A 24,535-nucleotide genomic window follows, 5' to 3' on the forward strand; every position below is an offset into this window, starting at 1 on the left:
CCGGAGCGGGGCGGCGTCGCGTCGCCCCCGGGCCGCGGGCATGCCGGAGGGTCGGGCCCCAGGGAAGGGGACCCGGCCCTCGCGGCTCGCTCTCGGCCCGGACCCGGCGGTCAGGAGACCGTCGCCAGGGCGCTCAGCGTGCCGGTGGCGTTCTCGGTCCAGGAGTGGTCGCCCTCCGCGCGCGACCTGATGGTGAGGGCACGGCCCGTCGGCTCCTCGGGCCCCACGATGACCTGGAGCAGCGCCGCGCCCTGGGAGCCGAAGGTGACGGGCGCGTTCAGGACCAGCTCGGCTATCTCGTCCGAGCCGACGGTCCGCGCGGCGTGGAAGGCCAGCTCGACGAACGCGGTGCCCGGCAGGACGACCGTGCCCATCACGATGTGGTCGCCGAGCCACGCGTGGCCGGCAAGCGCCACACGGCCGGTGAACAGGTGGCTGCCGTCCGGGAGTTCGGTGGCCGTGGCCAGCAGCGGATGGGACGCGGACTCCAGGCCGAGCCCGGCCGCCGAGCCCGCGGGCTCGGGCGCCTCGAGCCAGTAGCGGCGCCGCTGGAACGCATACGTCGGAAGCGCGACGCCCCTGGCCCCGCTCCCGCCGATGAACCCCTCCCAGTCGACGGGCACCCCGCACGCGTGGACCTGCGCCAGGCCCCTGACCAGGTCGTCCGGCTCGTCGTGCCGGGGGCGCAGCAGCGGAACGGCGGTGGCCTGCGGAAGCGCCCGGCGGGCGAGCGCGGTGAGGACGGCGTCGGGGCCGATCTCGAGGAAGGTGGTGACGCCGAGGCCCTGGAGCGCCATGAGTCCGTCGTGGAAACGGGTGGTGGCGCGGATGTGGTCCGTCCAGTACGTGGCGTCCGCGACATCGGAGCCGAGGGGCCGCCCCGTGACCGTGGAGACCAGCGGGATACGCGGCTGGCGGTAGGTCAGCAGCTGGGCGGTCAGCCAGAAGTCGTCGAGCATCGGCTCCATGAGCGGCGAGTGGAACGCGTGGCTGACCGTGAGGCGGCGGGTGCGCCGCCCCCGTCCGGCGAACTCCCCGGCGATCGCGGTCACTTCGGCCTCGTCGCCGGACAGGACGACGGCGCGGGGGCCGTTGATGGCGGCGATGCCCACCAGGTCGGTGAGATGCGGCGTGACCTCGTCCTCGGTGGCCTCGACCGCGATCATCGCGCCGCCCGCGGGCAGGGCCTGCATCAGGGTGCCGCGGGCGGCGACCAGGCGGCAGGCGTCGTCGAGGGAGAGGATCCCCGCGGTGTGCGCCGCGGCGATCTCGCCGATGGAGTGGCCGATGACATGGGTCGGGGTGACACCGAAGTCGTCGGCCAGCAGGCGGGTCAGGGCCGTCTGGAGGGCGAAGAGCGCGGGCTGGGTCCAGCGGGTGCGGTCGATGAGCGCCGGGTCGTCGCCGAACACCACGTCCCTGAGCGGCCGTTCGGCCTCCAGGTGGCGGTCGAGCGTGGCGCACACCTCGTCGAACGCCGCCCGGTAGGTGGGGTAGGTCGCGTGGAGCCGCCGCCCCATCCCCGCGTGCTGGGCGCCCTGCCCGGTGAAGAGGAACGCCACCCGCTCGGTGGGCGGCCCGGTGCGCACCGTGGCGGACGAGGGGTCGTGGACGAGGGCCCGCAGCCGCGCGATCAGGTCGTCCCTTTCGGTGCCGACGACGGCGGCGTGGTGCTCGAACGCCGTGCGCGCGGTGGCCAGGGAGTAGGCGATGTCGGCCGGGTGCAGGTCGGGGTGCTCGGTGACGTGGTCGAGCAGGCGCTCGGCCTGGTGGGGGAGGGCCTCGGCGGTCTTGGCCGACAGGATCCACGGGACGGGCCCGTGCGGCGTGGGCGCGGCGGCGGTCTCGGCCGGTTGGTCGGGTGCCTGTTCGAGGATGAGGTGGGCGTTGGTGCCGCTGATGCCGAAGGAGGAGACGGCGGCGCGGCGTGGGTGGTCGGTCTCTGGCCAGGCGCGGGCCTCGGTGAGGAGGCGGATGTTGCCCGTGGTCCAGTCGATGTGCGGGCTGGGCTCGTCGACATGGAGGGTGCGGGGGAGGACGCCGTGGCGCATGGCCTCGATCATCTTGATGACGCCGCCGATGCCCGCGGCCGCCTGGGCGTGCCCGATGTTGGACTTCAACGACCCCAGCCACAGCGGCTCTTGGCGGTCCCGGCCGTAGGTGGCGAGGAGGGCCTGGGCCTCGATGGGGTCGCCGAGCGAGGTGCCCGTGCCATGGCCCTCGACGGCGTCCACGTCGTGGGGGGTGAGCCCGGCGCTGGCCAACGCCTGGGCGATGACGCGTTGCTGCGATGGGCCGTTGGGGGCGGTGAGGCCGTTGGAGGCGCCGTCCTGGTTGACGGCGGAGCCGCGGATCACGGCGAGCACGGGGTGCCCGTTGCGCCGGGCGTCCGAGAGGCGTTCCAGCACGATCATCCCCGCGCCCTCGGCCCAGGCGACGCCGTCGGCCGCGGCCGCGAAGGACTTGCACCGGCCGTCGGGGGCCAGGCCGCGCTGGCGGCTGAACTCCAGGAACATCCCGGCGTTGGCCATCACGGTCGCCCCGCCCGCCAGGGCCATGTCGCACTCGCCCTGGCGGATGGCCTGGCAGGCCAGATGAAGCGCCACCAACGACGAGGAGCAGGCCGTGTCGACGGTGACCGCGGGCCCTTCAAGGCCGAGCGTGTAGGCGACGCGGCCCGAGGCCACGCTCGCGGTGGTGCCGGTCAGCAGATAGCCCTCGACGCGCTCGCTGCCCCGGTGGGTCAGGGAGACATACTCCTGCGTGACGACCCCGGTGAAGACGCCGGTCGACGTGGCGTGCAGCGTCGTGGGGTCGATGCCGGTGGACTCCAGGCTCTCCCACGCCGTTTCGAGGATGAGGCGCTGCTGCGGATCGAGCGCCAGGGCCTCGCGCGGGCTGATCCCGAAGAACTCGGGGTCGAAGCGGTCGGCGTCGTAGAGGAACCCGCCCTCGCGGGCATAGGTCTTGCCCGGGGCGTCGGGGTCGGGGTCGTAGAGGCCCTCCACGTCCCAGCCGCGGTTGTCGGGGAACGCGCCCACCGCGTCCCGCTCGTCCGCCACCAGGCGCCACAGCTCCTCGGGCGTGCTGACGCCGCCGGGGAAGCGGCAGCCCATCCCCACGACGGCGATCGGCTCGTCGTCGGCGGGCGTGGGGCGCGCGGCCTCGGGGGCGCTCGCCGCCCGCGCGGCGAAGGGCGGCGCGTCGTCGTCGGGCGCGGCCTCGTCGTCGACCAGCTCGTCCCTGAGGTGGCTGATCAGCGCGTCGGGCGTGGGGTGGTCGAACAGCATGGTGGACGGCAGGTGCAGCCCCGTCTCCTCGCCGAGCACCAGCAGCAGCTCGATGCCGCTGAGCGAGTCGAAGCCCAGCTCCCTGAACGGGCTCCCTGGATCGAGCGCGGGCGGCGAGGCATGACCGAGGACGGCGGCGACGTGCTCGGCCAGGAAGTCGAGGAGCAGACGGCGTTGTTCGGCCTCGGGCTGGCCCGCGAGCCGTCGGCGCAGCGGGGCGTCAGGGGCCGGGGCGCTCTCGCGCCTCGCGGGCTGGTCCTTGGCCGGGAACAGCTCGGCCAGCAGCGGCGACAGCGGGCTCGACGCCCGTTGCGCGCGGGCCGCCGCGCCATCGAGCGCCGCGGGCACGAGCACCGCGCGCTCCGCCGCGAGGGCCGCGTCGAAGAGGGCGAGCGCCCGCTCCTCGGGCATCGGGGCGAGGCCACCGCGGCTCATCCTGGCCAGGTCGCGCTCGTCGAGGGTGTCGGCCATGCCGCTCTCCCACAGGCCCCACGCGAGCGACGTCGCGGGCAGCCCGGCGGCGCGGCGGTGCTCGGCGAGCGCGTCGAGGAAGGCGTTGGCCGCGGCGTAGTTGGCCTGCCCCGGGGAGCCGAGGGTGCCGACCGCGGACGAGAACAGCACGAACGCGTCCAGGTCGGCGTCCCGCGTCGCCCGGTGCAGGTTCCACGCGCCGTCGGCCTTGGGCCGCAGCACCGCGTCGAGCCGCTCCGGGGCGAGCGCCGTGACGACGCCGTCGTCCAGGACGCCCGCGCAGTGCACCACCGCGCCGAGCGGGTGCTCGTCCGGCAGCGAAGCGAGCAGCGCGGCCAGCGCGTCGGGGTCGGCGACGTCGCAGGCGGCGACGGTGACGTCGGCGCCGAGCGCGGTCAGCTCGTCGACGAGCGTGCCCGCCGCCTCGGGGCCCCTCCTGCTGGTCAGCAGCAGCCTTCTGACGCCGCGCCGGGTGACCAGGTGGCGCGCCAGGAGGGCGCCGAGGGCGCCGGTGCCGCCGGTGACCAGCACGGTCCGCCGCGCGTCGAACGGCGCGGCCGGCGGCGCGCCTTCGCCGAGCCCGGCCAGCCTGGGCACCAGGAACCTGCCCTCGCGCACGGCGAGTTGGGACTCGCCGGTGGCCAGGCCCGCCACCAGGGCCTCGCGGGAGGCGCGCGAGCCGTCGAGGTCGAGCAGCGTGAAGCGGTCGGGGTGCTCGGACTGCGCCGAGCGGATCAGGCCCCAGACCGCGGCGGCGGCCGGATCGGCGCCGTTCGCGCCGGGCCCGGCGTCCGCGCCCGTGGCGACCGCGCCCTCGGTGAGGACCACGAGGCGGCAGTCGGCGCCGCCCTCGGCGAGCACCGCCTGCGCCAGCGCGAGGGCGAGGCGCGTCGCGGCGTGCGCCGCCTCGGCCGGGTCGGCGCCATCGGCGGCGGCCCACGCGGTGCCGGGGACGACGACCGTCCTGGCCCCCTCGGCACCGGCCCGCAGCGCCGCGCGCAGGGCGTCGGCGTCGGGGTGGGTCTCGGTCGCGCGGCCGAGCGACGCCGCGAGCGCGGCGACGTGCCGGTCGTCGGCGCTCCCCACGACGGCCCAACCCGCCCCGTCCGGGGGCGTGGTGGCGCGTTCGGGCGCGGGCAGCGAGCGCCAGGCGACCTCGTGGAGCGCCCCGTCGCGCTCGGGCCGCGCCGCGGCGAGCTGGTCGGCGCCGACGGGGCGCAGCACCAGGGAGTCGGCGGTCAGGACCGGCGCGCCCGACGCGTCGGTGACCGTCAGCGCGACCGTCTCGGGGCCGGGGCGCGCCAGCGTGACGCGCAGGGCGCGCGCACCGGACGCGTGCAGGGTGACGCCGCTCCACGAGAACGGCACGAGCAGCGTGCCGTCCGCCGGGGCGTCGGGCGAGGCCAGCGCGACGGGGTGGAGCGCGGAGTCCAGCAGCCCCGGGTGGACGCCGTAGCCACCGGGGGCGACCCCCGACGGCAGGGCCACCTCGGCATACAGCGTGTCGCCGTCGCGCCAGGCGGCGGTGAGCCCCTGGAACAGCGGGCCGTAGCCGAACCCGGCCTCGGCGATCCGCCGGTAGAAGCCCTCGGTCGGCACGCTCTCGGCCGACGCCGGGGGCCAGGCCGCCTCGGGGCCGGGCGCGGCGGGCGCGCCGTCCCCCGCCAGGCCGAGCGTGCCGGTGACATGGCACGTCCAGTCGGCGTCCCGCGGCGCGTCCTCGGGCCGCGAGTGGACGGCGAACGTCCGCCGCCCCGCGTCGTCCTCGGGCCTGACCAGCACCCGCAGCTGGAGCGCGCCGCGCTCGGGCAGGGCGAGGAAGACATGGTGGGTGAGGTCGAGGATCCGGGGGCGGTCGACGCGGGCCGCGGCGTGCAGCAGCATGTCGACGAACGCCACGCCCGGCATGACCGCGGTGCCGAAGACGACGTGCTCGGTCGCCCAGGCGGGCTCTGACGCGTTCACCCGGCCCGTCAGGAGCAGGCCGCCCGGGTCGGGCAGCTCGACCGCGGTGGTCAGCAGCGGATGGCCCGTGGCCGCGAGGCCCAGGCCGTCGGCGCCCGCGGTGGGCCTGGGCGTCGGGAGCCAGTAACGCGAGCGTCGGAACGGGTAGGTGGGCAGATCGAGCGCGGGCGCGGGGGCCCCGCCGAACACGCCCGCCCAGTCGACGGGGACGCCGTGCGCGTGCAGGCGGCCGAGCGCGGTCACCAGCGCGTGGGGCTCCTCGCGGTCGCGGTGCAGGGTGGGGACGACGGTGGCCGCGTCGGCCCGGGCGAGGGACTGCCGAGTCATGGCGGTGAGGATCCCGTCGGGGCCCAACTCCAGGTAGCGCGTGACGCCTTCGGCCTCGAGACGGGTCACCGCGTCGGCGAAGCGCACCGTGCCGCGCACATGCCGCACCCAGTACTCGGGGGTGGCCACGTCGCCGTCCGCCACCACGGGGATCACCGGCCGCGCGTACTCCATGGCCTCGGCGACCTGGCGGAAGTCCTCCAGCATCGGGTCCATGAGCGGCGAGTGGAACGCGTGGGAGACCTTGAGCCGCTTCGCCCTGCGCTCGCCGAGGCGCTCGACGACCGCCGTGACGGCGTCCTCGGTGCCCGAGAGCACCACGGACGTCGGCCCGTTGACGGCGGCCAGGCCCACGCGCCCCGTCAGATAGGGGGTGACCTCGTCCTCGGTGGCCTCGACGGCCACCATCGCGCCCCCGGGCGGCAGCGCCCCCATGAGCGCGCCCCTGGCGGTGATCAGCACGGCGGCGTCCTCGAGCGAGAACACCCCGGCCACATGCGCGGCGGCCAGCTCGCCGATCGAGTGCCCGGCGAGGAAGTCGGGCCGCACGCCCCATGACTCGAGCAGCCTGAAGAGCGCCACCTCCACCGCGAAGATCGCGGGCTGGGTGAACTCGGTCCGGTCGAGCGCCTCCCGGTCGCCCCACATCACGTCCCGCACGACCCCGTCGAGCACCGCGCACACGTCGTCGAACGCGCGCGCGAACGCCGGGAACGCGGCGTACAACTCCCGTCCCATGCCCAGGCGTTGACTGCCTTGCCCGGTGAAGAGAAACGCCGTCCCGCCCGGGCGCGGGGTGCCGCGCACCAGGGCGGGCGACGGCTCACCGCGGCCGAGGGCGTCAAGGGCGCGCTCGAACGCCGCGCGGTCGGCCGCGACGACGGCCGCGCGGTGCGGGAGGTGCGCGCGCGTGGTGGCCAGGGCGTGGCCGATGGCGGCGGGCGCGAGCCCGGGGCGGGCGGCCAGGTGGTCGCGCAGGCGCCTGGCCTGGTCCTTCAGCGCGTCCTCGCTCCTGGCGGAGAGCACCCACGGGACCACGCCGCCCTCGGGGGCCTCGGGGACCGCCGCGGTCTCGGCCGGTTGGTCGGGTGCCTGTTCGAGGATGAGGTGGGCGTTGGTGCCGCTGATGCCGAAGGAGGAGACGGCGGCGCGGCGTGGGTGGTCGGTCTCGGGCCAGGCGCGGGCCTCGGTGAGGAGCTCGATGCGGCCCGAGGCCCAGTCGATGCGCGGGCTGGGCTCGTCGACGTGCAGGGTCATCGGAAGAACGCCGTGGCGCATGGCCTCGATCATCTTGATGACGCCGCCGATGCCCGCGGCCGCCTGGGCGTGCCCGATGTTGGACTTCAACGACCCCAGCCACAGGGGCTCTTCGCGGCCCTGGCCATAGGTGGCCAGGAGGGCCTGCGCCTCGATGGGGTCGCCGAGCGAGGTGCCCGTGCCATGGCCCTCGACGGCGTCCACGTCGTGGGGGGTGAGCCCGGCGCTGGCCAACGCCTGGGTGATGACGCGCTGTTGGGAGGGGCCGTTGGGGGCGGTGAGGCCGTTGGACGCCCCGTCCTGGTTGACGGCGGAGCCGCGGATCACGGCGAGCACGGGGTGCCCGTTGCGCCGGGCGTCCGAGAGGCGTTCCAGCACGATCATCCCCGCGCCCTCGCCCCATGTGGTGCCGTCGGCCGCGGCCGCGTACGACTTGCACCGGCCGTCCGAGGCGAGCCCGCGCTGCTGCCCGAACTCCACGAACATCCCCGGCGTCGCCATGATGGTGACGCCGCCGGCGAGCGCGAGCGAGCACTCCCCGGCGCGCAGGGCCTGCGCCGCCTGGTGCAGCGCGACGAGCGACGACGAGCACGCGGTGTCGATCGTCACCGCGGGGCCTTCGAGGCCGAACGTGTAGGCCAGCCGCCCCGAGGCGACGCTCGCGGTGGTGCCGGTGAGCAGATAGCCGCCGAGTCCTTCGTCGCCCTCGTGCAGCCGCGGGCCGTACTCCTGCGACATCGCGCCCACGAACACCCCGGTGCCGCTGCCGTGCAGCCCGCCGGGATCGATCCCCGCGCGCTCGAACGCCTCCCACGCGATCTGGAGCAGCACCCGCTGCTGCGGGTCCATGGCCGTGGCCTCGCGCGGGCTGATCCCGAAGAACTCCGCGTCGAACTCGGCGGCCACGTCGAGGAATCCGCCGTGCCGCGTATAGGTCTTGCCGCGCACGCCTGGCTCCGGGTCGTACAGCCCCTTGAGGTCCCAGCCGCGGTCGTCGGGGAACGGGCTGATCGCGTCGGTGCCGTTGTCGACAAGACGCCACAGCCCCTCGGGCGAGCCCGCGCCACCGGGGAAGCGGCAGGCCATGCCGACGACCACGACCGGGTCGTCGGCGTCGGCCCCCGCCGCCGTCCGCGCGGCGGAGTCGCCCGCCGACGCGTCGTCGCCCAGGGCGAGTTCGCACAGCCGCCGGGCCAGCCGCGTCGGGCTCGGGTGGTCGTAGACGGCGCTGTCGGGGAGCGCGAGTCCGGTCGCGTCGTTCAACGACTGGCGGAGCTGGACCGCCAGCGTCGAGTCCATGCCGAGGTCGCGGAACGCCCGGTCGACGTCCACCGAGTCCGTGCTCAGATGGCCGAGCACCAACGCCGTGCGCAGCCGCACCAGTGCGAGCGCCTCGCGCTCCCGCGATTCCTCGGGCAGCCCGGCGATCCGCTCCGCCCATGGCGCGCTTCCCCCGCGCGCCTCCGCGGGCGGCTCCTGGGTCAGCTCCTCGCGCGGCTCGGCGTCGGCGGCCCGCGCGACGTGCTCGAACGCGGTGGTGACCTCGGGCCAGTGGCGCTCGCGCTGGAACGCGTAGGTGGGCAGCGGCACGCGGCGCGGCGTCCGCCCGGCGAAGACCGCGGACCAGTCCACGGGCACGCCGTTCACGTGCAGCTCCGCGAGGGACGCGAGCAGCAGCGGCCAAGGCGCCTCGTTCCGCCGCAGCGAGCCCACGACCAGCGCGTCGGGCAGCGTCTCGCGCAGCCCGAGCCGCAGCACGGGGTGCGGGCTCGACTCCACGAACGTGCCGTAGCCCTCGTCCGCCATCGTCCTGAGCGTCGCCTCGAAGAGCACGGGCCTGCGGAGGTTGGCGTACCAGTACTCGGCGTCCAGGCTCGCGGTGTTGACGGCCGTGCCGGTGACCGTCGAGTAGAACGCGACGTCGCACGCGCGCGGCTCCACCTCGGCGAGCTGGTCGAGCAGCGGCTCCCTGATGGCCTCCACATGCGGCGAGTGGGAGGCGAAGTCCACGGCGGGCACGGCCTTCGCGCGGACGCCTTCCCCCTCGCAGCGGGCCAGCAGCTCCACCACGGCCTCGGGCGTCCCCGCCACGATCGTGGTGCCGGGGCCGTTGATCGCGGCGACGCTCAGGGCCTCGCCGAACGGGGCGATGTACTCCGCGACCCGGTTCGCCGCGAGCGGCAGCGACGCCATCGCCCCGGTGCCCGAGAGCGACATGATCGTCCGGCTGCGCAGCGCCACGATCCTTGCGGCGTCCGCCAGGTCGAGCGCGCCCGCGATGTGCGCCGCGGCGACCTCGCCCTGCGAGTGCCCGACGACCGCGTCGGGGCGCACGCCGAGCGACTCCCACACCCGGGCCAGCGAGACCATCACCGCGAACAGCGTGGGCTGGACGACATCCGCCCGCTCGAGCGACGGCGCGCCGGGGGCGCCGGTGAGCGTGTCGAGCAGCGACCAGTCGGTGAACGGGGCGAGCGCGGTGGCGCACGCCTCGATCGAGGCGCGGAACACCGTTGAGCCGCGAAGCAGTTCGCGCGCCATCCCCTCCCACTGCGAGCCCTGCCCCGGGAAGACGAGCGCGACCTTGCCGCGGTCGCCCATGGCGCCCGTGACGAGCCCCGGCGCCTCGGTCCCGGCGCGCAACGCCGCGAGCTGGGCGCCGTGGTCGGGGCCGAGCAGCACCGCGCGGCGCTCGAAGTGCGTGCGCGTGGTCGCGAGCGACCAGCCGGTGTCGAACGCGTCGGCGCCCGTCGACGTCAGGTCGGCCAGCCGCCCCGCCTGGGCGCGCAGGGCCGCATCGGTGCGCCCCGACACCGGCCAGGGAACGAGCGGGATCTCAGGCTCGCCCTCCCGCGGCGCGCCCTCGGGGGCGCCGCCGTCGGGCGCCTCGCCGAGCACGACATGGCAGTTGGTCCCGCCCACGCCGAACGAGCTGACCCCGGCGAGCAGCGGCGCGTCGGGCCACGGGCCCGCGGCCGTCGGGACGCGCAGGTTCAGCGCCTCGGGGTCGATGCGGGGGTGGGGTGTCTCGTAGTTGAGGCTCGCCGGGATCTCGCGGTGCCTGATGCTCAGCGCCGTCTTGATGAGCCCGACGATTCCGGCGGCGCCCTCCAGGTGGCCGACGTTCGTCTTGGCCGAGCCGACCAGGACGGGCGAGCCCGCGGGGCGCGCGCTGCCGTACGTGGCGCCCACGCCCGCCGCCTCGAGCGGGTCGCCCGTCGGGGTGCCCGTGCCGTGCAGCTCCACATAGCGCACCAGCGCCGGGTCGACGCCCGCGTCCTCGCACGCCCGCCGCAGGACCGCGGCCTGGGCCTCGGCGCTCGGCACGGTGAGCCCTGCGGTGGCGCCGTCGTTGTTGACCGCGCTGCCGAGGATGACCCCGTACACCCGGTCGCCGTCGCGCACCGCGTGCGCCAGCGGCTTGAGCACCACGACGCCGCCGCCCTCGCCGCGGACATAGCCGTTGGCCCGCGCGTCGAACGTGAAGGAGCGCCCGTCCGGCGACAACCCCCCGAACCTGCCCGCCACTTCGGCGCTCTCGGGCGCGAAGTTGAGCGCCACGCCGCCCGCCAGCGCCAGGGTGGTCTCGCCCTTGCGGAGGCTCTCCACGGCCAGGTGCACGGCCACGAGCGACGAGGACTGCGCGGAGTCGACCGCCAGGCTCGGGCCGCGCAGGCCGAGCGCGTAGGAGACGCGGTTGGCGATGACGCCGCGGTTCAGGCCCGGCAGCGAGTGCTGCGTGACCGCGCCGCCCCGCTGGGCGAGCGCCGCGTAGTCACCCGCGATGGCCCCGACGACGACGCCCGTCGCGCTGCCACGCAGCGTCTCGGGAACGATGCCCGCGTCCTCGAGCGCCTCCCAGGCGAGCTCCGCGAACAGCCGCTGCTGAGGGTCGATCGCCACGGCCTCGCGCGGGGAGATCCCGAAGAACGCCGCGTCGAACCGGTCCACCCGGTCGAGGAACCCTCCGTACCGCAGGCCCGCCCGATGCCGTTCATCCGCGTCGGGCATGACCGCGTCCGCGTCCCAGCGCTCGGGCGGCACCTCGGTGATCGCGCTGCGCCCGGCGCGCAGCAGCTCCCAGAAGGCGCCCGGGTCGGGCGCCTGCGGGAGACGACACGACAGGCCGGTGATGGCGATGGCATCAGTACCGTGCACAAGCTCACTCGTCATGGTGCCGAGCGCCTCCCTCATCGCGCTCCGAAAACGCCGGCGTCCGGCGTTCGTCCTGAGGGACGATCGTCTGTCCCCCCGCCCGTCCCTAGCTACCCGTAAGGCCCCCTAGGGCCGCCGGCGCGTCCGAGGGGTGGTGCCGGGGCGGGGGTGCCGGGACGATGGGGGTCGGTCGAGCCGAGGCGGGGGACATGCGGAGCTATGCGGGTGTGCTGGTCGGCAAGCTCATCTTCTGCGCGATCTGCCTGTGTCCGGCGCCGATCGCCCTCGTCGTGGGATTCGCCGCCTGGCGCGACGGCGAGGACTGGGCCTGGATCGCGCTCCTCATCGGGCTGGTCGGCTCGGTCCTGATCGTCGTCGTGGCCCTGAGGGCCACGCGGAACGAGGTCCCCCGGATCTCGCGCGGGGACCTGCTGAGGGACACGGACGTCTCCTACGGGGACGACACCTTTGTGCTGTGGGCGCCACGGTCCCCCGCGGGCTCCGCGCGGGCGCGACTGGCGCGGGCGGACGTCCTGGAGGCGTCCCTGGTGCGCTACAGCCCCGAGGGCGAGGCGACCTTCACGACCTACGGCGGCGACCACGCCCCCGACGAGTTCACGCCGCTGATCAGGCTGAGACTGCGGGTCCACGGCTCCGAGGAAGCCGAGGACGCCGAGGGCTCCGACGCGTTCGAGGTCACGGGCGAGTGCCGGGTGCCGTCCGTGTGCCTGTCGGCGGTCACGGCTGGCCGCCTGGCCGTCCTCGTCGAGCCCGCCGGGCCGGGGGCCGATCGCAAGGTCGTGCCCCTGTGGCCGCGCAGCGCCCTCCTGGCGGGCACGCGAACGTGCCGGGTGATCGACATCGAGGGCCGGACGACCGAGGTGACCGGGCGCCCCGGTCGCCTGCTGCGGCAGATGCGGATCTTCCGGTCGGCCGGAGGCGTCGAGATGATCGGCGACACGATCGACCTCCGGCGCCTGGACGCGGACACGGCGGCGCGTTGCACCGCCCTGGCCGAGCGGTACCGCGCCCACCCCGAGGACCGGGCGCCGGTGACCGAGCCCGGCGAGGAGGCGCGGTGGATCGTGGACCAACTGCCCGGCGAGCCTGGGGCGTTCGGCTCGGTCGGCCGACGGTGGTCGCGCCGCGGCGGTGTGCTGGTGCGGGCCCGCTTCCTGAAGATGGCCGCCACGCACACGTTCCAGGACCATGGCCCGGTCCTCGACACGGTGCTGCGCGTCCGACCGGCCGATGGCACACCCCCGTTCGACGCCGCCAGGCGGCTGACCGTGCCGATGGACTACCTCGCGGTCCTGCACCGCACCAGGGAGGTCGTCCTCAGCGTCAGCCCGAACGGCCGGTGGTACACCATCGACTGGGCCCGCACCAATCTGCTCGCCGGCACCACCGCGGCCAAGGTCATCGCGCCCGACGGCCAGGAGTTCCCCCTGACGGGACGCCCCGAGGTGATCTGGGCCCTGATGAACCTGCTGGCCTCCCACGCCCTCGCGAACCCGACGCCCGTCCTCGACCTCCGCAAGCCCCGGATGAACGCGGTGGCGGGAACGTCGATGGACGTGGTGAGGCCACTGAGCGACCCGCCCTACCGGGTCAGATAGGCGTCGAGGATCGTCTGGCGCGTGGTGTTCCCCTCCGCGCCTGAGACCTCGGCCCTGAGCGAGACGCTGCCGCCCGCGGCCGGGTTGGTCACCGTCACCTCGCCGTCCACGACGGGGAGTTCGTCCCACGTCTCACCGCGGTCGAGGGAGACCTCGACGGACAGCGACCCGCGGCCGCCCTCGACGGTCACCGGGACCGCGAACGCCTCTCCCGCCGGGGCGGAGCTGTCCGGTGCCAGCTCCGGGGTGAAGCGCGCGACCGGGACGGACAGCTCCTCCGGCTCCTCGCCTGGCGCGTGCGCCGAGGTGAAGGAGAACGCCGTGGTCACCTCGGTGCTGACGCCCACCGAAGGGTCGCGCCCGACGCGGGTGACCCACTCGTACGCGGCCTCGTCCGGCGGGACGTCGAAGCGCACACAGCTCTGGAGGTACGGCGGAAACAGCTCCCAGCCCTGGCAGTGGCGGGCGTCCTCCGTGGTCAGGAGGACCTCGCCGTCGCGGAGCAGCGTGATCGACAGCTCGTCGTAGCGGCCGCTGAAGAGGTGGTTCCCCCGGCCGTCGGTGAACAGGTCGAGCTCGGCCGAGAGGCGGTCGCCCTGGCGCGTCAGCCCTTCGCCGGGGCCCAGGTGGGGGCCGAAGACGCCGATGCCCAGGGCGAGTTCATGGCGTTCGCCCGCGGCGTAGCGCCGGGTCCCGGTCTGGTAGGTGCCGTCCGACTCGCCGTCGGGGGTGTACTGGTCCACGCCGACGGCCCAGCCCATGCCGTTCGCCCTGACGTACTCCGTGGTGGACCGCGGCAGGGCGTGGCCCGGCTCGTCGACCGCGGAGACGCTGGTCGCGGGGCCGGTCTCGGGCCAGACGAGCGTGTACCCCAGCCGCCCCTCGGCCCATGCCCCCTGCTCGACGGTCAGCTCGGCCATCTCCTCCTCGTCGAGATGGTCGGCCAGGCCCGTGAAGAAGCTCCCCCCGCGGGCGTAGGAGGTGTGGTAACGCCCCTCCGCCCCCGTCCAGCCCGCGCTGACGAAGGACCGGAAGTCGGCCTCGGGCACCTCGGGTCCCAGGTGCTTCGTGCGGAAGCCCTCGGGGAGGTCCCCCGGCAGGATGGCCGTGCTCCCATAGCCGTCGCGGTCGGTGTAGCCGATGATCAGATTGGCCTGGACGGCGTCTTCCGCGAACACCGAAAGGTCGATCTCCCGGCCCTTCCGCGCGTCGAACGTGAGGGTCGTGTCCTCGGTGATCTCAAGCAGCGGCCGCATGAACGACTCGCCTCCGACGAGGGTGAGGTCCTCGTCCACGACGAACCCTTCGAGCCGGGCGGCGTAGTCGCCCGGGGGCACCCTGAGGGTGGCGGTGTCGGCGGCGCTCCGCGCGTCCGCGCCCGCGCTGTGCGACAGCGTGCGGACCGTGTCGTCGGCGAGGCCCTGGAGGGAGAAGCCCCACTCGGGGTGCGGCCCGCCGTCGCGGCCGATGGCCTCGACGGTCAGCTCGTAACGCTCGCCCTCCCGGTGCACCGCGCCCGCGGTGCGGACCGAAGGGCCGCCGCCGTCGGCGGGGTTCGCGGTGACGAGGACGCTGTAGTCGCCGTCGACGTCGCCGCCGAGCCGGGTGTCGGCGGTGACCTCGACCGCGGCCGTGCCCCCCGCGGGCACGGTGACCCGCTCGGCGCCCAGCGTGAACATCCCTTCGGGCGCCGCCCCACCCGCCGGGCCGCGGCTCGTCAGCCCGAGGTCCAGGGTGACGTCCACGTCGCCGAGGTTGCGGTAGGTCAACGCCCGGGCGATCGGCTCGTCGTCCTCGTGCGGCCACAGCGCGGACCCGAAGCCCAGCGACACCGGCTCGGCGATCACCGTCTGCTCGACGGCACTCGCCACGTCGACGCGTCCCGAGCCCTGCTCGAACGCCCCCAGCCCCGGGTTCGGCTCGGCGGAGCCGACCAGCGCGGCCTTCACCTGTGCCCCGGTCCAGTCGGGGTGCCGCTGGAGCAGCAGCGCCGCCGCGCCCGCCACATGGGGCGCCGCCATCGATGTGCCGTCAAGGGCGATGTAGCCGTCGGCCACCGGCTCGTTCTCCCCGGTGAGCACGCTGCCGTCGGCCGCCGCCGCGCCGATGGCGACGCCCGGCGCCGTCAGATCGGGCTTGACCGCGAAGTCGCCCTGGCGCGGGCCCGTTCCCGAGAAGTCGGCCAGCGCGTCCGCGTCGTCGACCGCGCCGACCGCGAGGGCCGCGTCGGCCGTGGCGGGGCTGGAGACCTGGCCAGGGCCCGCGTTGCCCGCGGCGATCACGAACAGCGCGCCGGACTCGGCCGAGAGCCGGTCGACGGCCTCCTCGAGCACGTCGGGGCCGGGCTCGTCGGCGCTGCCCAGGCTCAGGTTGACGATCCGCGCGTCCTGGGCGACCGCCCACTCCATGCCCTGGACGATCCCCGAGTCGAAGCCCCAGCCGTCGTCATCGAGGACCTTGGCGTTCAGCAGCCGCGCGCCCGGGGCGACGCCGGTGTAGGCGCCGCCCGAGTGGGCCCCGGTACCCGCGGCGATCGACGCGACGTGGGTGCCGTGCCCGTGGTGGTCATGGGCGTCGGGCGTGCCCGCGAAGATGGCCTCGGCGACGACCTTGCCGCCCGCCAGGTCGGGGTGCGACGCGTCGATCCCGGTGTCGAGCACCGCGACGGTCACCCCCTCCCCGTCGTGACCCGCCTCCCACGCCTCGGGGGCGCCGATCCTGGCGGTGCTGGTGTCGAGCGCGGCGCGGTTGAGCCCGTCGAGGGCCAGGGTGGCGATCCCGGAGGACTCGGCCAGGGCGCGCGGGTCGGTCAGCGCGGCCCACACGTCGGCGGCGTCCTCGTCGGCCACGGTCAGGGCCTCGCCGTTGACGCTCTCCAGCTCGGCCCGCACCTCGGGGCCCCCTTCGCCGAAGAGGCGCGCGGGGCGCTCGCCGTCGTAGGTCGCGATGACCGGTATGCCGTCACCGGCCGCCCGCCGATACTGAGGGCGGCTCAACTCCCTTACATCAAAGAGCTGTTGATCGACGACTCCGCGCCGGATCAGCGGCTCGGCGTCGCTCGGCACCACGAGGAGCCCGCGCTCGGTGCCGCGGACCGAGAAGGCCATGCGCTCCCGGCCCTCGCCGCGGGTCACCGACGCCACCTCGCCCTCGGCGTCGAGCAGCACCCGGTCCCCGGTGATCAGGGTGACGCCCGCGGCCGCCCCCGCGGCCCCGACGCCCGGCGCGGGCTCGGCGCCCGCCGTCGGGGGGATGGTGATCAGGCCTGCCACCACGGCGAACGAGGCGGCCGCGACCTGTACGTGTCGTTTCATGCGGCGGGAGCCTATGCGGGAAAACACCCCGCGGAACGGTGACGCGAGAAGTCCCGATTTCGATGGCCAGGATCAGGTCAACTTCGGCCGCCCCGACCCCTCCCCGGCGCCAACAGGCAGCCCTGACCGCTACGTTCGAGCGCATGACGCCCGAGGTAGCCACCCTGGTGGGGGTCGGCATCGCGACGGCGGGAACGGTCGGGGCCGGGGTCCTCGGCTTTCTCGCCGGACGGACGCAGGCCAGGAGCATGCTCGACGGGGTGCGGGTGCAGCTGGCCGGGCAGCGGCAGTACGCGGTGTGGCAGGCACGGTACGACGCCTACCTGGCGTTCCTCGTGGCCATGGACGACGTCAGGCGGGCGATCGGCGACGTGCGGCGGATCGAGGAGCTGCGCTTCCGGGGCAGCGGCTCGGGCCAGGGGCTCGGCGAGGCGCGGCGGGACCTCGACGGGTTCATCGACGCCCTGCAACTGAGGCGGTCGACGCTGGGGCTCACGCTCGACGGCGCGGAGGTCGACCGGGCGGAGCGCATCCAGGCCACGGCGCACCACGCCGTGGCACGGCTCGACGCCTGGCTGCTCGCCGCCCGCGTCGAGGAGCTGGACTACGCGGACGCCCTGAGGGCGCTCGACGAGAGGACCGCCGCGCTCGGCGCCGACCTGCGCGCGTGGACGGACGGCGCGCGGCGCCAGCTGGAGTCGCAGACGCTCACCTGAGGCGAAGGGCCCGAACGCGCCGAACGCCCGGTCGCTCAGCGGTGGATGATGAGCCAGGTGGCCACGGCCGTCGCCGTCTCCGACCTGTTGCTGATGATGTGTGGCCTGCGGCACGGATAGGTGATCGAGTCGCCCGCGCGGAGGGTGACCGTCTCCGCGTCGAACTCGATGGTCAGCTCGCCCTCGGTGACGGTCCCCACCTCGTAGCCCTCGTGCTTGAGGAACTGCCGGTGCGCGTTCGAGACGGACCCCGGCGGATAGGTCGACTCGAAGAACTCCACGTCGGGCACGGGGGCGGGGGACAGGCGGCGGAAGACGACGCCGCCGTCCAGGAAGACGGGGGCGACCTCCCACGCGCGGCGGATCGCGATGGGCCCGGGGTCGCCCTCGTCCGCTCCGGCCTCCGAGGCGTCGAAGACCGCGGCGAGGGGGACGTCGAGCGCGGTCACGATGGCGATGAGCCGACTGACCGAGGGGCGCAGCGCGCCGCGCTCGATCTGGGAGACCGCGCTGGCCGAGATCCCCAGCTCGCGCGCCAGGGCGCGCAGTGACTTCCCCGAGCCGAGCCGCAGTTCGCGCAGCCGCGCGCCGAGGCGTTCGTTGCTCACGGCCTCGACCTCCGCGCGCCCCGGCTCGGGCGCGCCGGTCCCCGGCGTCGGCGCGTCGGCGCCGGTCGCGGTACCGGACTTCGACATCCAGGCGGTCACGGCTGGGCCCCCCAATGGCGACACATCGTTTACACGGTCGAAAAACACCCCGGAGTGTTAAGCGATAGCTTCACGGGCGCGCCCCACACTCCACCGCCACGCTACTCCAGCTTCCGCACGAGCTTCCTCACGACGCCATGGAGCTGTCATGACCGAACACCTGGAAGCGCCCGCCCGCCGGGCCGAGCCGACCCCCTCGGACGACCGGCCGCCCTACGACCCCAGCCTGACCAACGAGGACCTCGCGCCCGTCGAGCGACAGAGCTGGTCCTCGTACAACATCTTCGCGTTCTGGATGTCCGACGTGCACAGCGTCGGCGGCTATGTCACCGCGGGCAGCCTGTTCGCCCTCGGCCTCGCCAGCTGGCAGGTGCTCTTCGCGCTCGTGGCGGGCATCCTCATCGTCCACGTCTTCTGCAACCTCGTCGCCAAGCCGAGCCAGGTCACGGGCGTGCCCTACCCGGTCATCAACCGAGCCGTCTTCGGCGTGCGCGGCGCCAACATCCCCGCCGTCATCCGCGGCGCGATCGCGATCGCCTGGTACGGCGTGCAGACCTACCTCGCGTCGCAGTCGTTGCTCATCATCTTCATGAAGTTCTGGCCGGAGTGGTCCGCCTCGCTCAACGACACGACGATCTTCGGGCTCTCGCCGCTCGGCTACCTCTGCTACGCCATCCTCTGGGTCGCCCAGGCCGCCGTCTTCTGGCGCGGCATGGAGTCGATCCGCCGTTTCATCGACTGGGCGGGCCCCGCCGTCTATGTCGTCATGATCGTGCTCGCCGGCTACCTGGTCAGCCGCGCCGGGTGGGAGAACATCAGCTTCAACCTCTCCCAGGGCGACTCCCTCGACTTCGGCGCCTCCCTCCCCGTCATGCTGAGCGCCATCGCCCTCGTCGTGTCCTACTTCTCGGGCCCCATGCTCAACTTCGGCGACTTCGCGCGCTACGGAAGGTCGTTCACCGCGGTCAAGCGCGGCAACCTCCTCGGCCTCCCGGTGAACTTTCTCTTCTTCTCCCTCCTCACGGTCATCACCGCGTCGGCCACCGTGCCGGTCTTCGGCGAGCTGATCACCGACCCGATCCACACCGTGGAACGCATCGACACGACGTTCGCGATCGTCCTCGGCGGGCTGACGTTCGTCATCGCGACCATCGGCATCAACATAGTCGCCAACTTCATCTCCCCGGCCTTCGACTTCTCCAACGTCAGCCCACAGAAGATCAGTTGGCGCGCGGGCGGCATGATCGCCGCCGTCGGCTCGGTGCTGCTGACCCCCTGGAACTGGTACAGCGACCCCGACGCCATCCACTACACCCTCGGCCTGCTCGGCGCCCTCATCGGGCCGCTGTTCGGCATCCTGATCGCGGGCTACTACGTCATCAGCCACCAACGCGTCGACGTGCACGCCCTGTTCACCCGCGACCCCGAGGCCCGCTACTGGTTCAGGGGCGGCGTCAACCCGAACGCGCTGTGGGCCACGGTCGCCAGCGGCGTCCCCGCGGTCGCGTCCGTGCTCGTTCCCAAGCTGCTGCTCGACCTCGACCTCACCACGGCCGACCTGACGGAGATCTCCGACTACAGCTGGTTCATCGGCTGCGCCCTCGGCTTCGCGACGTTCATGGCGCTCGAACGGCGCTCGCCCCGCATCGTCCCGCCCGAGGTGCCCGCCCCGTGAAGCGCGTCCGCGTCATCAACCCCAACACCAGCCTGGCCATGACCGAGAGCATCGGCCGCCGGGCCAGGGCGGTGGCGGCGCCCTCGACCGAGATCACCGCCGTGAGCCCGGCGATGGGGCCCGAGTCGATCGAGAGCCACTACGACGAGGCCCTGGCCGTGCCCGGCGTGCTCGCCGAGGTCGCCGCGGGGGAGTCGGGCGGGGCGCACGGCCATGTCATCGCCTGCTTCGGCGACCCGGGGCTCGACGCGGCGCGCGAGGTGGCGGTCGGCCCCGTCGTCGGCATCGCCGAGGCGGCGATGCACCTCGCCACCCTCGTCGGGCGCGGCTTCAGCGTGGTGACCACCCTCTCCCGAACGGCCGGGCGCACCTGGGACCTCGCACGGCGCTACGGCTTCGAGCGGGCGTGCCTGGGCGTGCACGCGTGCGAGATCCCGGTGCTCGACCTCGACGACCCGTCCCCCGAGACGGTGAGGACGCTCACCGAGGCGTGCCGCGAGGCCGTCGCCCGCGACCGGTGCGACGCCGTCGTGCTCGGCTGCGCCGGAATGGCCCCCCTGGCCCCCGGGCTCGCCGGGAGCGTCGGGGCGCGGGTCGTCGACGGGGTGACGGCCGCGGTGAAGCTCGTCGAGTCGCTGCTGGCCCTCGACCTGCGGACCGCCAAGGGCGGCGAGTACGCGGCCCCGCCCCCCAAGCGCTACGCGGGCCCGCTCAGCTCGTTCGGCCGCCGCGGGGCCACCACGCCGTGAACGCGCCCCGCCTCCAGCCGCACCACCCGGTCGGCCGCGGCGATCACCTCGGCCCGGTGCGTGACCGCGAGCACCGTCCTGGCCGTCGCCAGGAGGTTCGCCCACAGCGCCCGTTCGGTGTCGAGGTCGAGCGCGTTGGAGACGTCGTCGAGCACCAGCAGCTCGGGGTCGCGCAGCAGCGCCCTGGCGAGGGCCACCCGCCTGGCCTGGCCACCCGACAGCCGCGCCCCCCGGGGCCCGACGACGGTGTCGAGCCCCTGCGGCATCGCCGCCAGGTCGGGCCCCAGGGTGGCGAGCTCGAGCACCCTGAGCACCTCGGCGTCGTCGCACTCGACGCCGAGCCGCACGTTCTCCCGCAGCGTGCCGCTGAACAACGCCGGCACCTGCGGCAGATACGCCACCCGCGGCGGCACCATGAACGCGCCGGGATCGGCGACCACCTCCCCGTTCCACCGGATCTCCCCGCCCGCGGGCAGCACCCCGAGCAGCGCCCGCAGCAGCGTCGTCTTCCCCGCGCCGACCGGCCCGGTGACCACGGTCAGCGTCCCTGGCCGCACCGACAGGTCCACACCGCGCACGCCCCGGTCCGTGCCCGGGTGGAGACACGTCAACGCGGACACCGACAGGGAACGCAGCGGCTCCCGCCGGGGCGGCCCCGGCGCGGGCGGCGCCGCGTGGTCGAGATGGACGAGCGCCGCGACGGCCACCTCCCCCGGCCCTTCGGCGAGTTCGCCAAGGCGCCCCAGCGAGACCCCCGCCTGCCTGATCCGGCCGAGTAGCATGCCGAGCGCGTTCACGGCCTCGCCGATGAACTGGGTGTAGAAGACGAAGAGCGCCAGGTCGCCCACCGAGAACGCCCCCTCCCGCATCCGGCCCGCCACCAGCAGCAGCACAAGGCCGGTGCCCAACGCGGTGGTGACGCGGAAGAGCGACTCCTGGGCGGAGGCGAGCGCCTCGTCCCGCACGGCCGCCGCCCGCCGCCGGTCGCTCGCGACCCGCAGCCGCTCGGTCATCCGCCCCTCGGCGCGCGCCGCCTTCAGTGCGAGGAAGCCGCCCACGGCCTCGCCCACCACGGTGCTGACCTCACCGGCCGCCGCCCGGCTCGCCTCCCTGCGGCGCCCCACGGGCCCGTTGAGCAGCCGCCCCAGCACGGTGACCACGGCGATCACGGCCACCAGACCCGCCGTCGCCACCGCGTCGACCCGTGCCATGACCGCGATGGCGACGCCCGCGATCGCCAGGCGCGCGACGTTCGACGCGGACCAGATGGCGAAGACGCCCACCTCGTCCGCGTCGCCGCCCAGCCTGCTGACCACGTCCCCGACCGGGTGCCGCAACGCCGTGGCCGCGGGGCGGCGCAGCACCGCGCCGACGACCCGGTCCTGAAGGCCCGAGCGCACCGTGTACGTGTAGGTCGGCTCGACCCGGCTGAGCACGACCCCGTACCAGAGCACCAGCCGCGCCGCCTCGTTGACCGCGAGCAGCGCCGCCCACAGCACGATCGGGCCGCGGTCCTGCGAGCCGGTGGCCAGGTGGTCGAACACGGCCTGGAGCAGCAGCCCCGTCAGCAGGATCGTCACGCGCAGCAAGGTCCACAGCGCGTCCAGGAGCAGATGGGGCCGTGGGCGGCCCGCGAGCAGCCGGAACAGATGCCAGGTCACGCCGTCACCTCCGCGGCGCGCCAGCGGCGGCCGAACTCCGAGCCGGGGTCGGCCAACAGCGCCTCGCGGCGGCCGAGTTCGAGCACCTCGCCGTCCCGCAGCACCAGGATCCGATCCGCGGTGCGCGCCGCCTCCACCTGGTGGGCGATGACGACGGCCGTCCGCCCGGCGAGCAGCCGCTCGGCCGCGGCCCGGAACGCGCGGCGGCCCGCCGGATCCAGCCGGGACGACGCCTCGTCCAGCACCACAAGGCCGGGATCGACGATCAACACCCGTGCGAACGCCAGCAGTTGGGCCTCGCCCGCCGAATGGCCCACGCCACCGGAGCCCAGCACCGTGTCCAGCCCGTGCGGCAGCCGTTCCAGCCAGTCGCCCAGGCCCACCTCACACAGCGCCCGCCTGATGTCCTCGTCCGGCACGCCGGGGTCGAACACGGCGACGTTCTCCCGCACGGTGGCGTGGAAGATCCACACCTCCTGGGTGACAAGGCCGACCTGTCGGCGCACCGAGTCGACCGACAGGCCGCGGAGATCCTGCCCGTCGAACAGGATCCGCCCCGCGTCGGGGTCGGCGAGCCGGAACAGCAGCTTGGTCAGTGTGCTCTTCCCCGCCCCGGTGCGCCCGAGGACGGCGAGGCGTTCCCCCGGCGCCAGCCGGAGGGACACCCCGCGCAGCGCGAACGCCCCGTCCCCGTAGCCGAAGGACACCTCCGCGAGCTCGACGGCCATGCCGCGCGCGGCCGTGCGCCGCAGCCGCCCGGGCCCGTCCGGCACGGCCCCCCGCTCGGCGAACAGCTCGCCCACCCGGCCCAGCGCGGCCAGCGCCTCCTCCAGGTCATGGACCTGATGGGCGATGTGCAGCAGCGGCATCTGGAGCATCCCGGCATAGGCGACGAACACATACGCGCCCCCCACGGTCGTCTGCCCCGAGACGAGGAGCAGGGCGCCGACCAGCACGGCCAGGAGCAGCCCGAACGACGCGAGCCCCTGCGCGGCGGCGGGCCAGCGCACCCCCAGCGCGGCGGACCCGCGGGCCGCCGTCAGCAGCCGCGCGGCATGGGCCCAGAAGCCGCGCCGCACATGGTCGCGAGCGCCGTTGGGGCCGATGTCCTCCAGGCCGCCAAGGCGCTCCGCCAGGTGGCCGAGCAGCCGGGCGGTGGCGGCCCGGTGCTCCGCAGACGCCGGGACCGCACCCCCCACCAGGCGCCGCAGCAGCAGCACGGCCCCGACCACCAGGGGCGCGTAGCACAGGCCGACGCGCCAGTCCTGGACGGCCAGGGCGACGCCGATGCCCAGCAGGAGCAGGGAGTTGGAGACGATCAGCAGGAACATCCGCGAGAAGAAGTTGGCGAGCTTGCCCACGTCGCCGTCGATCCGCTCGATCAGCTCACCGCCCGAGTGGCGCTCGGAGAAGGCGAGATCGAGGCCGAGGACATGCCGGGTGAGATCGACCCGCAGCTCGTTGGTCGCCGACCAGGCCACGCGCGCGGCCAGCACGTCCCCGGCCACGAGCAGCAGCTCGGTCAGCACGGCGAGCGCCATGAACGCCGCCGCGAGCGAGGCCAGCGACGACGTGTCGGCCGACTCCGCCGCCCGGTCGATGAAGCGCCGCAGGAGCTGCGGCGTGACGACCGCCATCGCCGTCGACAGCAGGAGCAGCGCGCCGAGCGCGGTCAACGCGCCCCGCCGCGCCGCGAGATACCGCAGCGCGAGTCGCGGCGGCGGCGGGCGGTCGGCGGACGCGGTCGGCGCGGTCGGCGTGGTCACGTGGGCTTCCCCTCGGTCGCGGCGGATCCCAGCAGTACCACGGAGCCGGGTGGGTTCCGCCCGATATGGATTGAACGTTTCAATTCCCGGGTCCGCGGGGAACGTTCAGGATTGGGAGCGCTCCCAATCGGCTGAGAAACCCCCCACCTCCTGGACGAGGAGACGCAGTGTTGACGCTTCGACACGATCGCACCGCCGCGCGCGGCTGGACATCGCGCGCCCTTCTGGCGGTTCTGGCCGCCGCTGTTCTTCTGGTGACTCCGTGGTCCAGCCCCGCGGCCACCGCCCACGGCTCGACCGCGGACCCCGTCTCCCGCAACTACGCCTGCTGGCAGCGCTGGGGCAGCGACTTCCAGAACCCGGCCATGGAGCAGGAAGACCCCATGTGCTGGCAGGCGTGGCAGCACGACACCAATGCCATGTGGAACTGGAACGGCCTCTACCGCGAGGGCACCGGCGGCGACTTCCAGGCGTTCATCCCCGACAACCAGCTGTGCAGCGCCGGTCAGACGGAAGACGGCCGGTACGACTCGCTGGACACGCCGGGTGCCTGGAAGACGTCGCAGATCGACAACGACTTCACGGTCGACGTCGTCGACCAGGCGTACCACGGGGCCGACTACCTCGAGGTCTATGTGACGCGGCAGGGCTACGACGCCGAGACGGACGCCCTGGACTGGGGTGACCTGGAGCAGGTGGCCTCGACGGACCGTTACGCGCCCGCGGGCAACTACACCGTGGACGTCAGCGCGCCTGGCCGCACCGGGCACCACGTGGTCTACACGATCTGGAAGGCGTCGCACGCCGACCAGATCTACTTCCTGTGCAGCGACGTGACCTTCTGACCGACCACCCCACGGGCC

The 24,535-nt window shown here is 74.5% G+C and carries 10 protein-coding genes and 2 pseudogenes; 5 read left to right on the plus strand and 7 right to left on the minus strand.

Going from position 1 to position 24,535, the window contains the following annotated elements:
- Window positions 1–110 precede the first annotated feature (110 nt).
- The 3 genes and pseudogenes from D7318_RS35125 to D7318_RS35135 all read right to left on the minus strand — a co-directional run.
- Window positions 111–4,985 carry a type I polyketide synthase gene (locus tag D7318_RS35125; RefSeq protein ID WP_456243337.1) on the minus strand — a complete coding sequence of 1,625 codons (4,875 nt, stop codon included), beginning with the start codon at window positions 4,983–4,985 and terminating at the stop codon, window positions 111–113.
- Window positions 4,968–8,741 (minus strand): annotated as a pseudogene (locus D7318_RS35130) (type I polyketide synthase); the annotation flags it as partial. The pseudogene D7318_RS35130 and the gene D7318_RS35125, both read right to left, overlap by 18 nt.
- Window positions 8,742–8,957: 216 nt before the next feature.
- Window positions 8,958–11,504: pseudogene (locus tag D7318_RS35135) on the minus strand (type I polyketide synthase); the annotation flags it as partial.
- 170 nt (window positions 11,505–11,674) lie between these two features.
- Between D7318_RS35135 and D7318_RS19650 the strand changes: the two are divergent.
- Complete coding sequence (locus tag D7318_RS19650) at window positions 11,675–13,084, plus strand: hypothetical protein (RefSeq protein ID WP_120698436.1); 1,410 nt, start codon at window positions 11,675–11,677, stop codon at window positions 13,082–13,084.
- Here D7318_RS19650 and D7318_RS19655 read toward each other — a convergent pair.
- Window positions 13,069–16,398, minus strand: coding sequence for a S8 family peptidase (locus D7318_RS19655; protein ID WP_147437761.1), 3,330 nt, complete (start codon window positions 16,396–16,398; stop codon window positions 13,069–13,071). The genes D7318_RS19650 and D7318_RS19655 overlap by 16 nt on opposite strands.
- A gap of 143 nt (window positions 16,399–16,541) precedes the next feature.
- Between D7318_RS19655 and D7318_RS19660 the strand changes: the two genes are divergently transcribed.
- A complete protein-coding gene (locus D7318_RS19660; RefSeq protein ID WP_120698438.1) occupies window positions 16,542–17,114 on the plus strand; it encodes a hypothetical protein in 573 nt (190 codons plus the stop codon).
- A gap of 35 nt (window positions 17,115–17,149) precedes the next feature.
- On the opposite strand, the gene D7318_RS19665 is transcribed toward D7318_RS19660, so the two are convergent.
- Window positions 17,150–17,821: a helix-turn-helix domain-containing protein gene (locus D7318_RS19665; protein WP_220729708.1), complete on the minus strand. Its 672-nt coding sequence runs from the start codon at window positions 17,819–17,821 to the stop codon at window positions 17,150–17,152.
- 148 nt (window positions 17,822–17,969) lie between these two features.
- Here D7318_RS19665 and D7318_RS19670 point away from each other — a divergent pair, with 148 nt between their 5' ends.
- Together D7318_RS19670 and D7318_RS19675 are read left to right on the plus strand one after the other, a co-directional pair.
- On the plus strand, window positions 17,970–19,496 hold the full coding sequence (locus D7318_RS19670; protein WP_120698439.1) for an NCS1 family nucleobase:cation symporter-1: 1,527 nt from the start codon (window positions 17,970–17,972) through the stop codon (window positions 19,494–19,496).
- Window positions 19,493–20,245: an aspartate/glutamate racemase family protein gene (locus tag D7318_RS19675; RefSeq protein WP_120698440.1), complete on the plus strand. Its 753-nt coding sequence runs from the start codon at window positions 19,493–19,495 to the stop codon at window positions 20,243–20,245. Before D7318_RS19670 ends, D7318_RS19675 begins: the two co-directional genes overlap by 4 nt.
- On the opposite strand, the gene D7318_RS19680 is transcribed toward D7318_RS19675, so the two are convergent.
- The gene (locus D7318_RS19680; RefSeq protein ID WP_120698441.1) at window positions 20,194–21,906 is read right to left on the minus strand and encodes an ATP-binding cassette domain-containing protein; all 1,713 of its coding nucleotides are present in this window, start codon (window positions 21,904–21,906) and stop codon (window positions 20,194–20,196) included. The genes D7318_RS19675 and D7318_RS19680 overlap by 52 nt on opposite strands.
- Complete coding sequence (locus D7318_RS19685) at window positions 21,903–23,672, minus strand: ABC transporter ATP-binding protein (protein WP_120698442.1); 1,770 nt, start codon at window positions 23,670–23,672, stop codon at window positions 21,903–21,905. The genes D7318_RS19680 and D7318_RS19685 overlap by 4 nt, the downstream gene beginning before the upstream one ends.
- 170 nt (window positions 23,673–23,842) lie before the next feature.
- Between D7318_RS19685 and D7318_RS19690 the strand changes: the two genes are divergently transcribed.
- A complete protein-coding gene (locus D7318_RS19690; RefSeq protein WP_408055514.1) occupies window positions 23,843–24,517 on the plus strand; it encodes a lytic polysaccharide monooxygenase in 675 nt (224 codons plus the stop codon).
- The last annotated feature ends 18 nt before the right edge of the window (window positions 24,518–24,535 follow it).

It is taken from the genome of Streptomyces radicis (genome assembly GCF_003626575.1).
GTDB classification, from domain to species: domain Bacteria; phylum Actinomycetota; class Actinomycetes; order Streptomycetales; family Streptomycetaceae; genus Streptomyces; species Streptomyces radicis.